Annotated in this window: 10 protein-coding genes and 1 tRNA gene; 6 read left to right on the top strand and 5 right to left on the bottom strand. The window is 66.7% G+C overall.

The features are described 5' to 3' along the window. Positions 1-1,246 (top strand): urocanate hydratase (gene hutU / locus KF724_08005; protein MBX3355626.1); only part of this gene is annotated, 1,246 nt, incomplete at its 5' end. An 84-nt stretch (positions 1,247-1,330) separates the two neighbouring features. Here hutU and KF724_08000 read toward each other — a convergent pair. Then, the gene (locus tag KF724_08000) at positions 1,331-2,320 is read right to left on the bottom strand and encodes a threonylcarbamoyl-AMP synthase (protein MBX3355625.1); all 990 of its coding nucleotides are present in this window, start codon (positions 2,318-2,320) and stop codon (positions 1,331-1,333) included. Between the two features lie 20 nt (positions 2,321-2,340). Then, positions 2,341-4,200 carry a TolC family protein gene (locus KF724_07995; GenBank protein MBX3355624.1) on the bottom strand — a complete coding sequence of 620 codons (1,860 nt, stop codon included), beginning with the start codon at positions 4,198-4,200 and terminating at the stop codon, positions 2,341-2,343. 38 nt (positions 4,201-4,238) lie between these two features. On the opposite strand from KF724_07995, the gene KF724_07990 reads away from it, so the two are divergent. Both KF724_07990 and KF724_07985 read left to right on the top strand, forming a co-directional pair. Continuing rightward, positions 4,239-5,828 (top strand): hypothetical protein, encoded by a 1,590-nt coding sequence (locus KF724_07990; protein ID MBX3355623.1) that lies wholly within the window; start codon positions 4,239-4,241, stop codon positions 5,826-5,828. A 62-nt stretch (positions 5,829-5,890) separates the two neighbouring features. Then, a tRNA-Ala gene (locus KF724_07985) sits at positions 5,891-5,963 on the top strand. A gap of 187 nt (positions 5,964-6,150) precedes the next feature. Here the strand turns inward: KF724_07985 and KF724_07980 are convergent. Together KF724_07980 and KF724_07975 are read right to left on the bottom strand one after the other, a co-directional pair. Beyond that, entirely contained in the window at positions 6,151-6,867 is a 717-nt protein-coding gene (locus KF724_07980) for a 16S rRNA (uracil(1498)-N(3))-methyltransferase (protein MBX3355622.1), read from the bottom strand. Then, positions 6,864-7,586, bottom strand: coding sequence for a class I SAM-dependent methyltransferase (locus KF724_07975; GenBank protein ID MBX3355621.1), 723 nt, complete (start codon positions 7,584-7,586; stop codon positions 6,864-6,866). Before KF724_07975 ends, KF724_07980 begins: the two co-directional genes overlap by 4 nt. Positions 7,587-7,612: 26 nt before the next feature. On the opposite strand from KF724_07975, the gene KF724_07970 reads away from it, so the two are divergent. Continuing rightward, positions 7,613-9,022 carry a pyridoxal-phosphate dependent enzyme gene (locus KF724_07970; GenBank protein MBX3355620.1) on the top strand — a complete coding sequence of 470 codons (1,410 nt, stop codon included), beginning with the start codon at positions 7,613-7,615 and terminating at the stop codon, positions 9,020-9,022. Positions 9,023-9,062: 40 nt separating this feature from the next. Beyond that, positions 9,063-10,286, top strand: coding sequence for a PLP-dependent transferase (locus tag KF724_07965; protein ID MBX3355619.1), 1,224 nt, complete (start codon positions 9,063-9,065; stop codon positions 10,284-10,286). A 51-nt stretch (positions 10,287-10,337) separates the two neighbouring features. On the opposite strand, the gene KF724_07960 is transcribed toward KF724_07965, so the two are convergent. Then, positions 10,338-11,540, bottom strand: a complete 1,203-nt coding sequence (locus KF724_07960; protein ID MBX3355618.1) for an acyltransferase — start codon at positions 11,538-11,540, stop codon at positions 10,338-10,340. A 145-nt stretch (positions 11,541-11,685) separates the two neighbouring features. On the opposite strand from KF724_07960, the gene KF724_07955 reads away from it, so the two are divergent. Continuing rightward, a complete protein-coding gene (locus tag KF724_07955; GenBank protein ID MBX3355617.1) occupies positions 11,686-12,660 on the top strand; it encodes a hypothetical protein in 975 nt (324 codons plus the stop codon). Positions 12,661-12,670 lie beyond the last annotated feature (10 nt).

Here is a 12,670-nt window from a genome sequence, read left to right as displayed (position 1 = left end):
AGGCATTCTCCAGGGGACCTACGAGACTTTCGCAGAGTGCGGTCGTCGCGACTTCGGCGGATCTCTTCGCGGGCGACTCTGTGTCACCGCCGGTTGCGGTGGCATGGGTGGTGCGCAGCCGCTGGCGATTGCGATGAGCGAAGGCACCTGCCTGATCGCCGAAGTCTGCCATGAGCGCCTCGCGAAGCGTCGCCACGATCGCTACCTCGATGAGATCCACGAGGATCTCGACACCGCGATCGATCGCGCTGTTGAAGCGGCGCGGCGAGGCGCGGCAATCAGCGTCGGCGTGCTTGCCAATGCCGTCGATCTCCTGCGACGCCTGCGGGACCGGGGCGTGACGCCCGATGTCATCACCGACCAGACGAGCGCGCATGATCCGCTGTGGGGTTACTACCCGGTGGGCTTCTCGCGCGAGGAGGCGGACGCGCTGCGGGTGAGCGATCCCGAGCGGGCCCGTGCCGCGGCCATCGACACCATGGTCGAGCATGTGAAGCTCATGCTCGAGTTCCAGACTCGCGGCTCGATCGTCTTCGACTACGGAAACAACATCCGCCAGCGAGCCCTCGATGCGGGCGTTCGCAACGCCTTCGACTTCCCGGGATTCGTGCCCGCCTATATTCGTCCGCAGTTCTGCGTGGGCCGCGGACCATTCCGCTGGGCGGCGCTCTCGGGCGATCCGGATGACATCCGCAAGACAGACGAAGCGGTCCTCGACCTCTTTCCGAAGGACGAGGGCCTGCGCCGCTGGATCAGGATGGCGCAGGAGCGGGTCGCGTTCCAAGGCCTTCCCGCGCGAATCTGCTGGCTCGGCTACGGCGAGCGCCACCGCGCCGGTCTGCGCTTCAACGAGATGGTCGCTCGCGGCGAGGTCAAGGCACCGATCGTCATCGGGCGCGATCACCTCGACTGTGGAAGCGTCGCGAGCCCCAATCGCGAAACTGAAGCGATGAAGGATGGCAGCGACGCAATCAGCGACTGGGCCTTGCTCAACTTCGCGGTCAACATCGCCTCGGGTGCGAGTTGGGTGAGCTTCCACCACGGTGGCGGCGTCGGCATCGGCTTCAGCCAGCACGCGGGCCAGGTCATTGTCGCCGATGGAACACCTGAAGCGGCGGCGCGCCTGGAGCGGGTGCTGATGAATGACCCGCTCATGGGCGTTTTGCGTCACGCGGATGCGGGGTACGACGAGGCGATTCGCTTCGCGCGGGCCAAGGGCGTCGCGCTGCCGATGGACCCCGCGTAAGCCGCGGTGACGGCCGCAGGACGCGGCGTGCACGGCGACCCTTGCGCGAGGCGCTGCGAGGCGCCGCTCGGGGCCACTTCGAGACTACGCGCTCTCAGGGCGCCGGGTGGCGCGCGTCAGCCGATCGTGCACGGCCAGCCACACGCCCTCACGCTCAGGAGGAAGCTCGATGAGGATCTCGTCGACCTGCACGGTGTCTGCCTCGCGCAGCGCCCGGTAGAGGTGCCGCGCGTAGCCATCGGCATCATCGGGCATCACGATTACCTGATGGGGCGCACCGACGAGCGTCGGTGTCAGCGCCAACACCGCGGCCGTCGCGTTGCGACGAGCCAACTCGTCCAAGCGCCCCGCGAGCGACTCCGATGGCACGATCGTCGCTCGCCGGCGCGGCGCGTAGTGAAAGGGCGATGTGCCCGGGGCGATGCCCTGCTCCGTGCCCTCGACCGCATAGGCGCGGCCAAGCACGCGGCGAATCTGCTCGAGCGTGATCGACCCGGGCCGCAGGACCGTCACGCGATCGCCGGTCAGGTCGACGACCGTGCTCTCAATGCCGTAGCCAGCCAACCCGCCGTCGAGAATGAGCAGGCGCTCCGAGTCGCGGAAGTCATCGGCGACATGCATCGCCGTGGTCGGCGAGACATGACCGCTTCGATTGGCGCTGGGCGCCGAAATCGGACCGCCGAATGCATAGAGCAAGGAGCGGGCAAGCGGCTGGCGCGGCGAACGCACCGCGATGGTGCCGAGACCCGCGACGCTCTCCTGGGGAACATCAGGATGTCGGGGCAGGATCATCGTGAGGGGCCCAGGCCAGAAGCGCGACGCCAGTCGATCGCATCGATGATCCCACCCTGTGACCAGGCGCTTCGCCGCGACCGCGTCGATGACATGGGCGATCAGCGGATTGTCGAGGGGGCGCCCCTTCAGCTCGTAGATGCGTCGCACCGCGCTGGCGTTGAATGTATCGGCGCCGAGACCGTAGACGGTCTCCGTGGCGAAGGCGACGATGCCCCCCGCGCGAAGCTCGTCCGCGGCTCGAAGGACGCTCTCATCGTCGTAAGGCAGGATGATCGGCATCGGCGAGGCGCGGTGAACCGTCAGCGGGGCGAGTCGTCAATGGTCTCGAGCTCGATGCGATTCATGGCGAGGCCGGTGCCCATGGCGCGATAGAGCGCCGCGATCGCCGAGTTGTAGTCCACGAGCGCCGCCGACTCCTGCAACTGGGCGTTGGCGAGGCCATCCTGTCGCTGGAACTTGAGGTTCAGGAACTCAGGGGTCAGCGAGGCGAGCGTCTGCTCATCGACGAGGAGAGCTCGGAGGTTCTCAGCCTGCGCCAACCGGAAGGCGCGCGTCTGGCCAATGAGCTGGTAGTTCGTCGAGACATCTCGCAGCGCATCCTTCACGCGGAAGACCGCGTCCTGCACCAAAGCGCGGTAGTTGATCACCGCCTGGCTGCGCTCGAGCCTGGCGCGGCGGTAGGTCGCCTCGCCGAAGCGATTGCCGATCGCCTGCGAGAAGGTGACGCCCACGATGTAGTCCACGAACTGCCCCTGTCCGATCTGCTCCCAACTGTTCCCGAAGGTGTTGTCGAGGCCGTTCCACTGGAGCTGCGCATTCAAGTTGAGCTGGGGCAGGCGCCCATTGTCGGCGACCACCTGCCGAATTGACGCATCGTCAATGTCCAGGAGCGCGCGAGCCACGGCGGGACTCTGCTGAATCGCCGTCGAAATCGCCTCCCGCAGGCTCGCCTGGAGCGCCTGGTCCACCATCGTGTCCGTCGGCAGGATCGTCGTCTCGTCGCCGATCGGCATGCGCGGGTCGTTCATCAGAAGCTTGAGCGAATCGACCGCCTGCTGCACATCGCGCTGGGCGCGGATGACCTGACTCTTGCGATTCTCAACGACCGCCACACTGTCGGCGTACTGGGCCAGCGTGGTGTCGAACTCGCGTCGCTTGGAGAGAACATCGCGCACCTCGACGCCCACTTCCACGAGCCAGAGGCGCACGGCGAGGTTGTGCCGCGCAAGGACGAGTCGCCAGTAGGCCGCCTCGGTGTCGGAGACGAGCGCCAGCAGGCGCTCGCGAAGCGCCTGGGTCGCCTTGCGATCGGCGTTCCGCGCCAGCCGGATCTGGGCAAGGCTGACATCACTTCCGAAGCCCTGAAGGAGCGGCTGCGTGATGCCGAGGTTGATGTTGTTGTTCCACGAGGAGTTCGGGAAGTAGAAGGCCTCGGGATATTGTCGGGTCCATTGCCAGTTCGTCGAGAGGCTCACCGAACCGCCGGTCACGAGCGGCTGCTGAATGCCCGTCGTGAAGTTCCAGTTCTGTGAGTTGTTGCCAAAGACCGTCGGCACGATCTCCCCAGGCGGCGCGAAGACCACCGTGGACTGGTCGATCCGGGCGAAGCCTGTACCCGCAAAGAGCACCGCGTCGAAGGCGGCCTCGGCCCGGACGATGTCGGCCTGCGAAACCCCCTGCTGGAGCCTGGCCCCCTGGATGCCCAGGTTGTTCCGAACCGCCGTCACGATCGCTTCCTGGAGACCGATCTGAAGGGCGCGGGGCTGGCGACCGTCGAGGTCGAGGCCGAGATCGATGGCGGCCCCCTTCGTCCAGACCTGCGGTCCGAGCTTCGCGAGTTCGTCTGCTCGCGGCGCGAGCATGGCGGGCACATCGCTGGGCGGCTGAACCAGCGGGCGGAAGTCGCCCGAACCGCTGCCCTCGACCTCCCGGGCCGCGGCGGCGTCGATCGCTGCTCGGAGCGAGGAGTCGTCGATCGGGTGGAACGGCGTCTCGCAGGCGACGAGAAGGAAGAGCGAAGCTCCCGCGATGGCCGCGGCACCAGCCCTCGGTGCAAGTGAGCTTGGACAACCACGCTTCGGGCGAACGGCGATTGACTCGGCCGACCGAGGCCTCTCCGGGTGCGACCGAGCTCGCCGGGCTTCACGACTGTGCAACATTGGCGCGGCAGTATACCGCCGCCGGTAAGATCCCGATCATGAGCCAGACTCGACGAATCCGCATGATTGCCGTGGCCTTCGCCTTCGCCCTTGGTGTGGTCGGCGTGCACTCCTCCGCCATCGCGCAGGGGGCACCGGCGCGCGGCACCGCATCGCCCAGCGAGGCTCCCTACTCCGCCGCAGTGAATGCGAACAATGTCTTCGTACGCTCAAGCCCGAGCGTGAGCAGCAGCTATCCCTTCCATCGACTCTCTTCCGGCGACATCGTGGAGGTGCTGGAAGAGAGCTACGGATGGGCGCGCGTGCGCTGCTCGGGTCCGGCCTTCGCCGAGGCCTTCGGCTTCGTCACCGCCGATCGGCGAGTCGAGCTCACGGATGACGGCTCCACGCTGCGCGTGACGGCTCGCACCGAGCTCAAGGCTCCGAACATCAACAGTCGGAGCGGTCCCGATTCGAGCTGGAAGCCTGTCGCTCGCCTCTCTCCGGGGGAGACGCTCCGAGTGCTGGGCACGGTCGAAGGTGATCGCGATCGGGCTTACAAGGTCGCGCTGACTCCCGCTGCCGAGGGCTTCGTCAACTTGAACTATCTGCGCCGCGCATCGGCGGCCGAGGTGGAGGCCTATCGAACCGGCGCGAGTGCTCGCACGCAGCCTGCCGCAGCAACGGGCACCCGCGCCTCAGACGCGCCGGAGCGCAACGCCTCCGCGCCGCGCCGTGGTGAAGGCGCCGGGGCTGCGTCAATCGCCGAGGAGCGACGGATAACATCTCGCCCGCGCGGTCAGGCCGCCGCGGCGACCGATGACGCACCGGCCATCGGCGAGATCGAGAGTGACCTCGTCGAAGAGCGGGTCGCGGTGCAGCGCCCGGATGGCACTGAAGCCATCGATGTTGTCGCCGAGTCCACCGAGGTGGTGACGACGCGCCGCGCCGCGACGCCGGAACCGGCGCTCTCCCCGCGCGAGGCTGAATCGCTCGCCCACCGCCGGGAGTTCGAAGACCTCGAGTCGATCTGGGAGACCGTCAAGAATCAACCGCTCGAGTCGGCGGAGATCTCCGTGCTTCGCTCGCGCTACGCCGACCTTCAGACTCGCCCGAATGTCCCCGCCGAGGTGCGGGCGATGGCGAAGGCTCGGACCGAGCAGCTTGGACTCCGCCTGGAGATCCAGGAGCGCATGTACACGCTCGAGCGCTTGCGGGCGCAGCGGACACAGGACCTCGACCGCATTCGGGCCATCTCGCTTGCGATGGAGGCGCGCAGCGATTACGACGCGGTGGGCGTGCTCAATGCGAGCACCATCTTCGATGGCACGCGTCTTCCCGCCCTCTATCGACTTCAGGATCCTGCCGTCGGCCAGACGGTGGCCTATGTGGCGCCTCGCTCCGACTTCCAACTCGCGACCATGCTCGGCGTGCTCGTCGGCATTCGTGGCGAGCGTCGCTACGACCCGGCGTTGCGAGTCACGGTCATCGAGCCGCGCACCGTCGACATTCTCACGCAGCGTCGAAGTCCGCAGGTGATCGCACCTGGTTCGCCGGAGCCGACGACCGTGATCATTGAGCAGTCGTTCACGCCGACGCCGTCAACCGAGGGCATGACCTTCGCGCCCGTTCCGCCGGACGCGCCATAAACGCCGAGCGTGGTATTCTCTTTCGCGTTCGAGACCGCACGCTGGGTGCACCTCGATCACGAGGGGCGTTAGCTCAATTGGGAGAGCGCCGCCTTTGCAAGGCGGAGGTTACCGGTTCGATCCCGGTACGCTCCATTTCGCGGAACGCTGGTGAGAGAGAGACGGTTCCGGAACGCTGGCGTCGCCGAGTCTGTGAGAGCGTGGGGCGCATTCGATCTCGCGAAGAATGCAAGGCGAGGCCGACCACCGAGACTCCGTCTCAAGGCGGTCGACTCAGTGCTGCCCAGATATCACGGGTCGATCGCAGCGCCTCCGACGGGGCTCACCGTAGCCGAAGCGCGGCGAGAAGCGCCGCCACCGCGGTTTCGATGCGCAGGATCGTCTCGCCGAGGGAGACCAAGGTTCCGCCCGACCGGGTCATGGCGTCGCACTCCCAATCGGTGAATCCGCCCTCGGGACCGATGACGAGAGCGATGCGTGAGGCGTCGCGTGGGACCACGGCGAAAAGCGGCCTGCCACCGGGATGAGCGACGATGAGCGTGGCGCCTTCCGCGACGGCGCGCTCGGCGAAGTGCGCCGGCGTCATGGCCTGCATGAGCCGCGGCGCCCACGCGGAGCGGGCCTGCTTGCACCCTTCGAGAAGAATGCGCTCCGCCCGAGGGCGATTGACCGAGGCGCCACGAATCACGCTTCGCTCGCACTCAAGTGGGGTGATCGTCGCGGCGCCAAGCTGAGCCGCCATGTCGAGGAGCGTCGACCAGCGATCCCCCTTCGGCACCGCCGTACCGACGAGAAGGCTCGGCGTTGGAGCGGGAATCTCGCGTCGCGCCATCACTTCAACCATGACGCCTCGTCCGCGCGCGTCGGCCACCACCAGTTGTCCTTCAGCCACGCCGCCCTTGCCATCGACGAGCACGACGGTGTCACCGGCCGCCATTCGACGCGACCCCGTGGCGTGGCGAGCTTCCTCTCGGTCAAGCGCGATCCGTTCGCCCACAGCCGGAAGCGGCGTTCGATTGAACCACGGAGCCGCGCTCATCGACGACCTCCATCGACGGGCGACCCGTCGCGCTCTCCATGGGCAGGCAGGTAGACATCGAAGCGCAGCAGCTTCGACTCGATGGCGTGCGCGACGCGAGGCGCAAGCGGCGCGGCGTGCGGCGGCCGCTTGACGATCACGCGACGAAGAGCGGCGCGGCGAGCCACCTCGAGCAACTCCAGAGCATCGCCGTCGTCACCGGCGATCGCGGCGAGGAACTGCATGTCCTTCGTCGGCAGGGCGCTCGCGCGGCGCTTCGGGGGGAACATCGGGTCCATGTAGATCGCCTCGGCCGGGGGTAACTCCGTGAGCCATGTCCGAGCATCACCTTCGAACAGGCGCAGTCGAGCAGCGGCGGCGGGACTGTGTTCTCGAGCCAGTGCAAGCGCATCCTTCAGCAGTTCGATCATGATGGGCGCTCGCTCGATGACCGTCACCTCGAGTCCCGAACAGGCGAGCGTCCACGCATCCGTACCGAAGCCGCCGGTCGCGTCGATCACGGAGCGACAGTCGCCGATCGCTCGGCGAAGATGCGATGAGCCGCCCGGGCGACGCCGTCGCGCATCACCTGCCAGGCCTGAACCCGATGTCGATCCATCGCATGGCCACCATCGCGCCCGCACCCCCTGCCCGGGTGCATCGCCAACGCCTCGAGCCTCAAGCGCGTCACCATGGCGCACCAGCGTGACTTCGCTCGGCTTCGGCGGTCGATAGCGCATCGCGGCTCTTCTCTTACACTGTCCGAATGGCCAAATCCAGCGAGGCGACCACCCCGCCGCGTGCCCCCGTCTTCGGCGGTGTGCTCGAGATGATCGGCAATACGCCCATGCTCGAGCTGAGGCGCATGGACACCGGCCCCTGCCAGCTCTTCGTGAAGATGGAGAGCATGAATCCGGGGAACTCGATCAAGGATCGCATCGCCCTCACCATGATCGCCGCGGCCGAAGGAGATGGCCGCCTCAAGCCCGGGGGAACGATCGTCGAAGCCACTGCGGGCAACACGGGCCTCGCCTTGGCGCTTGTCGCATCGCAGAAGGGCTACGCCTGCACCGTCGTCGTTCCCGACAAGATGAGCGACGAGAAGATCAGTCACCTGCGGGCGATGGGCGCCGAGGTGGTCCTCACCCGCTCCGATGTCCAGAAGGGCCACCCCGAGTACTACCAGGAGGTCGCTGAGCGCATTGCCCGCGAGCGGCCGAACAGCTTCTATGTCAACCAGTTTGGCAACACCGCCAATCCCGAGGCGCACTACACGACCACGGGTCCCGAGATCTGGGATCAGATGGAGGGACGCATCGACGCCTTCGTTGCCGGCGTCGGCAGCGGCGGGACGGTCTCGGGCGTCGGGCGCTTTCTCAAGGAGCGCAATCCCGAGTGCGAGATCATTCTCGCCGATCCCGAGGGCTCGATCCTCGCGCCGCTCGTCAACGAAGGGCGCCGCATCGAGCCCGGGAGCTGGCTCGTCGAAGGCATCGGTGAAGACTTCGTGCCAGGCATACTCGACCTCGAAGTGGTGACCAAGGCGTACGCCGTCTCCGACCGCGATGCCTTCCTGACGGCACGGGAGCTCCTTCGAGTCGAGGGGATTCTCGCGGGCTCAAGCGTCGGAACGCTGCTGACCGCGGCGCTCCGCTATTGCCGTGAGCAGAGTCGACCGAAGCGCGTGGTCACGCTCATCTGCGACTCGGGTGCCAAGTACCTGAGCAAGATGTTCAATGACTTCTGGATGATCGACAACGGCTTCATCGAGCGCGAGCGCTTCGGCGACCTGCGCGATCTGATCGCGCGACGACACCTCGACCGCGAGGACTACACGGTGGACCCGGAGTGCCCGGTCATCCAGGTCATCCGCCGGATGCACCTCTACGGCGTCAGCCAGATGGCGGTGGTCGATGAGAACGATCGCGTCGTCGGCATCATCGACGAGAGCGATGTCCTCCTGGCACTGACGCAGGAGCCCAAGGCCATTGCTCGCCGCCCCGTCCGCGACTTCATGGCGAGCCGGCTCGAGACGGTCAGGCCCGATCTGCCGATCGAGCACCTGCTGCCGATCTTCCGCGCCGACCGCGTCGCCATCGTCACCGACGAGAAGCACTTCTACGGCATCATCACGCGCATCGACCTCATCAACTTCCTGCGACGGCAGCTCCTGTGAGTTCCACCTCGAGCCTCCCCGCGCCGATCATCGACGACCCATGAGCGACCACACCCCTTCGCCTCACCCCGAACTTCATCTCGCCTCCCGTTGCATTCACGGCGGCCAGGCGCCCGACCCGACGACGGGTGCGGTGATGCCGCCGATCTACACCTCCAGCACCTTCGTGCAGGAAAGCCCCGGCCACCATCGCGGCTATGAGTACAGTCGAAGCCACAACGCCACGAGATACGCCTTCGAACGCTGCGTGGGTGCACTTGAGGGCTCAACGCTTCCCTACGGGAAGGATGTCACCGGCGGCGCCTTCGCCTTCGCGAGCGGCCTCGCGGCAACGGCGACCTGCCTCGAGCTGATGGACTCGGGCGCCACCATCCTCTGCATGGACGATGTCTATGGAGGGACCAATCGACTGCTGAATCGCGTGCGGGCTCGAAGCATGGGCCTGAAGGTGGTTCACGCCGATCTCACTCGGCCTGGCGCGATCGAGTCGCTCGCACGCGAGCATCGCCCCGCGATGATCTGGGTTGAAACACCGACGAATCCCACCCTCAAGGTGGTCGATCTTGAGGCCGTGGCGCGAGCAGGCCGCGAGATCGGTGCGATCACCGTCTGTGACAACACCTTTGCGACGCCCATTCTTCAGCGGCCGCTTGAGCATGGGATCGATGTCGTCATGCACTCGACGACCAAGTACATCGGCGGTCACAGCGACACGGTGGGCGGCGCCCTTGTCACCCAGCGGGCCGACCTCGCCGAGCGCCTTCGCTTCATGCAGAATGCGATCGGCTCGGTCATGGGCCCCTTCGACGCCTATCTCGGTCTGCGCGGCTTGAAGACCCTCTACCTGCGCATGAAGCGCCACTGCGAGAGCGCCAGCGCTCTCGCCGAGTGGATGAGCCGTCACCCGAAGGTGGCGCGGGTTGCCTACCCGGGACTGCCGGGGCATCCCCAGCACGCCATCGCCGCGCGGCAGATGCGCCTCGATGGCCAGCCCGCCTTCGGCGGCATGATCACGATCGATCTGAAGGGCGGCCTCGCCGAGAGCCGGCGTTTCCTCGAGCGCGTGCGTCTCTTCGCTCTCGCCGAGAGCCTCGGCGGCGTCGAGAGCCTGATCGAACACCCGGCGATCATGACGCACGCCAGCGTCCCCGAGGCGCAGCGGCGCGAGTTGGGAATCAGCGACACGCTGGTCCGTCTCTCGGTGGGCATCGAGTCGGTCGATGACCTCCGTGCCGATCTCGAGCGGGCGTTTGACGCGGTGTGACGCGTCAGTCTCGCGCGGACTCGGCGACCAGGAGTTCCGAACGAGCGCGCTTCACGAGGCAGGCGCCGCGTCGCGTTCACCACTCCTCGATCGCTTGGCTTCGAAGAAGCGCTTGAGCTTCAGGAAGTGCTTCTCGTAGAGGTGCCATGAGAGCCACGCGAGAATCAGCGTGGGAATGGTCGCCACCACATAGAAGATGAGCTGCGCCGGGATGAGCGATCCCATCACGGTGGGAAAGGTGATGAGCGCCGACTTGTCCGGGGGGCCGTAGACGAGGTCTCGCACCACCGCGCGCACCGGCACATGGAAGAAGTAGAGCGCGTAGCTGTACTTCCCGAAGATGACAAGAAAGCGGCTTGTGAGAAGCCGAGCGAGCGCCGATCCCGCCGGCGATGTCACCCCCCTGACGAGGCACGCGCCATAGAGCACTCCCGTGAGGCCGAAACCGATCACCCCCATCAATCGTCCCGACTGCGGAGTTGGGAACTCCATGCCGGTGCCGACATTGAGCCCTGTCACTTCATCGATGATCGCAATCGCCACGATCACGACGAGCGCTACCGGTGCAATCCACGCGGCCGGTCGACGGAACCTCGACAGTCCGCCCTCGCCGCGCGCCGCAAGCGCGAGCAGGGCTCCGATCGCCAGCACATCCATGCGCGCGGGCGTGAGCACATACACCGCGATGAAGTGAGCGCCCCCCAGCACCATGCCGAGCCGCACCAGGAATGCGGCGATGATGAGAGCGATGCAGACGCGCCCGAGCGCCCTCGCGCTCAAGGTCCAGACGAGGAGCGGCCAGACGAGATAGAACTGCTCCTCAATCGCGAGCGACCAACTGATGCCGAGAATGCCATGCTGGAAGTCGCCATGCCAGGCGATCGGGAAGTTCGAGAGATAGAGCCAGTACCAGATCTCCGATCCCTCGATGCGACCAAAGCGATCGAGCTTCTCACGGATCACCTCGGAGCCGGACATGGACGCGATCCACGGCAGCAGGACGAGCGAGGCGACGATCACCGCGTAATAGAGCGGGAAGATGCGCAGCGTGCGGCGCGCGTAGAAGTTCCTGGCACGGTGAGGGTCCCCCTTCGCATCGAGCAGGATGCCCGTAATCAGGAACCCGGAGAGCACGAAGAAGAGATCCACCCCGCTCCAGCCGAAGTCAACGCACCAGGCGAAGACCCGGTCGGCCTTGTCCGGCGAGAGCCAGATGAGCGTCTGGTGATGGAGCATCACCAGCAGGATGGCCATGCCCCGGAGACCATCGAGGGCCGGGATATGCCGCCCGGCCGAGGGGCGGCTGGATGGCGCCAGGGCCCACGAGGACGGCGGCGGATCGGCCATGTTCGCCCCGGATCTTGCAGTCCCGCCGTTCGGATGTCCAATAGAGGGTGACATGAACTCCCTGCTCATCGTCATCAGCGTGACCCTCGCCGCATCTCTTTCGAGATTCGATCAGGAGGCGGGTGGTCCGATTCCGCCTGACACGGAAGGTGCGGCGCAGGAGAAGTCGCCCGCCGAGGCGAAGCCCGACCCGATCATCGCCGACGATGCCGGGATCCTGCGGGGCCCGAGCGTCGGAGCGCATCAACCCCCGACCGCGGCGCCGCGTCCGATGGGTCGCGCGTCCCTGGTCAATCGGACCTTCGAGGGCCGCATCGTGCCGGTTGAGGGTGAGCCGGAAGCTGCGGCGCTGCGGGCCCTCGATCTGAGTGAGTCGGCGCGGCAGGCCGTCGATTCGATCGTGACGCGCCGAATCGAGGCGTTCGACGAGCTGGTTCGCACGAACTTCATCGAGATCGAGCGGGGCGCCGCAGCGCTGGCCCGGCTCGAGCATGTCACCAGCGGCACCGAACGCTGGGCCGCGCTCATGGAGTTCTCCGAGGCCTGGAAGGTCTTCGAGCCGTGGCGCGATCGCGGAAGTGTGATCGACGAGGTCGGTGACGCCGTGCCACGGGCGCAGCGACTCCAGGCGCAGCGGATGGTGCGGGCCTATCGCATGGCGCTGCTCCGCGAGCGAGCGGAGGATCTTGGCATCGAGCGAACGAGCGCTCAGGTTCAGGCGCATGTGCGCCTTGAACAGTTCGCGGTGCTGCTTCAAGAGTCCTTTGAACGCCAGCAGCGCCAGGGAAGTGAAGCGCTCGAGCAGGTCGCGCGTGAGTTGCAGCTCACACCGGAGCAGGCTGAGCAGGCGCGCACGATCTTCGGCGCCCTCGCTGAACGGGAGTTGCGCCGCGAAGCCACGGGATGGGATCGCTTCCGAGCGCTCGCGAGTTTCATGGAGACTCTGGAGCCGGCGCAGCGGGTGCGAGCGTGGCGCTATCTCAGGCGAGCCGACGACTCGGGCATGGAGCCGATGACCGCGCCGTGATGGTGCCTGA

Source organism: Phycisphaeraceae bacterium (genome assembly GCA_019636735.1).
GTDB lineage: Bacteria > Planctomycetota > Phycisphaerae > Phycisphaerales > SM1A02 > VGXK01.
This window is presented reverse-complemented; position numbering and strand designations above follow the sequence as displayed.

Excerpts from the sequence above, each read along its gene's own strand:
- KF724_08000 (MBX3355625.1), bottom strand. The coding sequence starts at position 2,320 with ATGCCGATCATCCTGCCTTACGACGATGAGAGCGTCCTTCGAGCCGCG.
- KF724_07995 (MBX3355624.1), bottom strand. The coding sequence starts at position 4,200 with ATGTTGCACAGTCGTGAAGCCCGGCGAGCTCGGTCGCACCCGGAGAGG.
- KF724_07990 (MBX3355623.1), top strand. The coding sequence starts at position 4,239 with ATGAGCCAGACTCGACGAATCCGCATGATTGCCGTGGCCTTCGCCTTC.
- KF724_07980 (MBX3355622.1), bottom strand. The coding sequence starts at position 6,867 with ATGAGCGCGGCTCCGTGGTTCAATCGAACGCCGCTTCCGGCTGTGGGC.
- KF724_07975 (MBX3355621.1), bottom strand. The coding sequence starts at position 7,586 with ATGCGCTATCGACCGCCGAAGCCGAGCGAAGTCACGCTGGTGCGCCAT.
- KF724_07970 (MBX3355620.1), top strand. The coding sequence starts at position 7,613 with ATGGCCAAATCCAGCGAGGCGACCACCCCGCCGCGTGCCCCCGTCTTC.
- KF724_07965 (MBX3355619.1), top strand. The coding sequence starts at position 9,063 with ATGAGCGACCACACCCCTTCGCCTCACCCCGAACTTCATCTCGCCTCC.
- KF724_07960 (MBX3355618.1), bottom strand. The coding sequence starts at position 11,540 with ATGGCCATCCTGCTGGTGATGCTCCATCACCAGACGCTCATCTGGCTC.
- KF724_07955 (MBX3355617.1), top strand. The coding sequence starts at position 11,686 with ATGAACTCCCTGCTCATCGTCATCAGCGTGACCCTCGCCGCATCTCTT.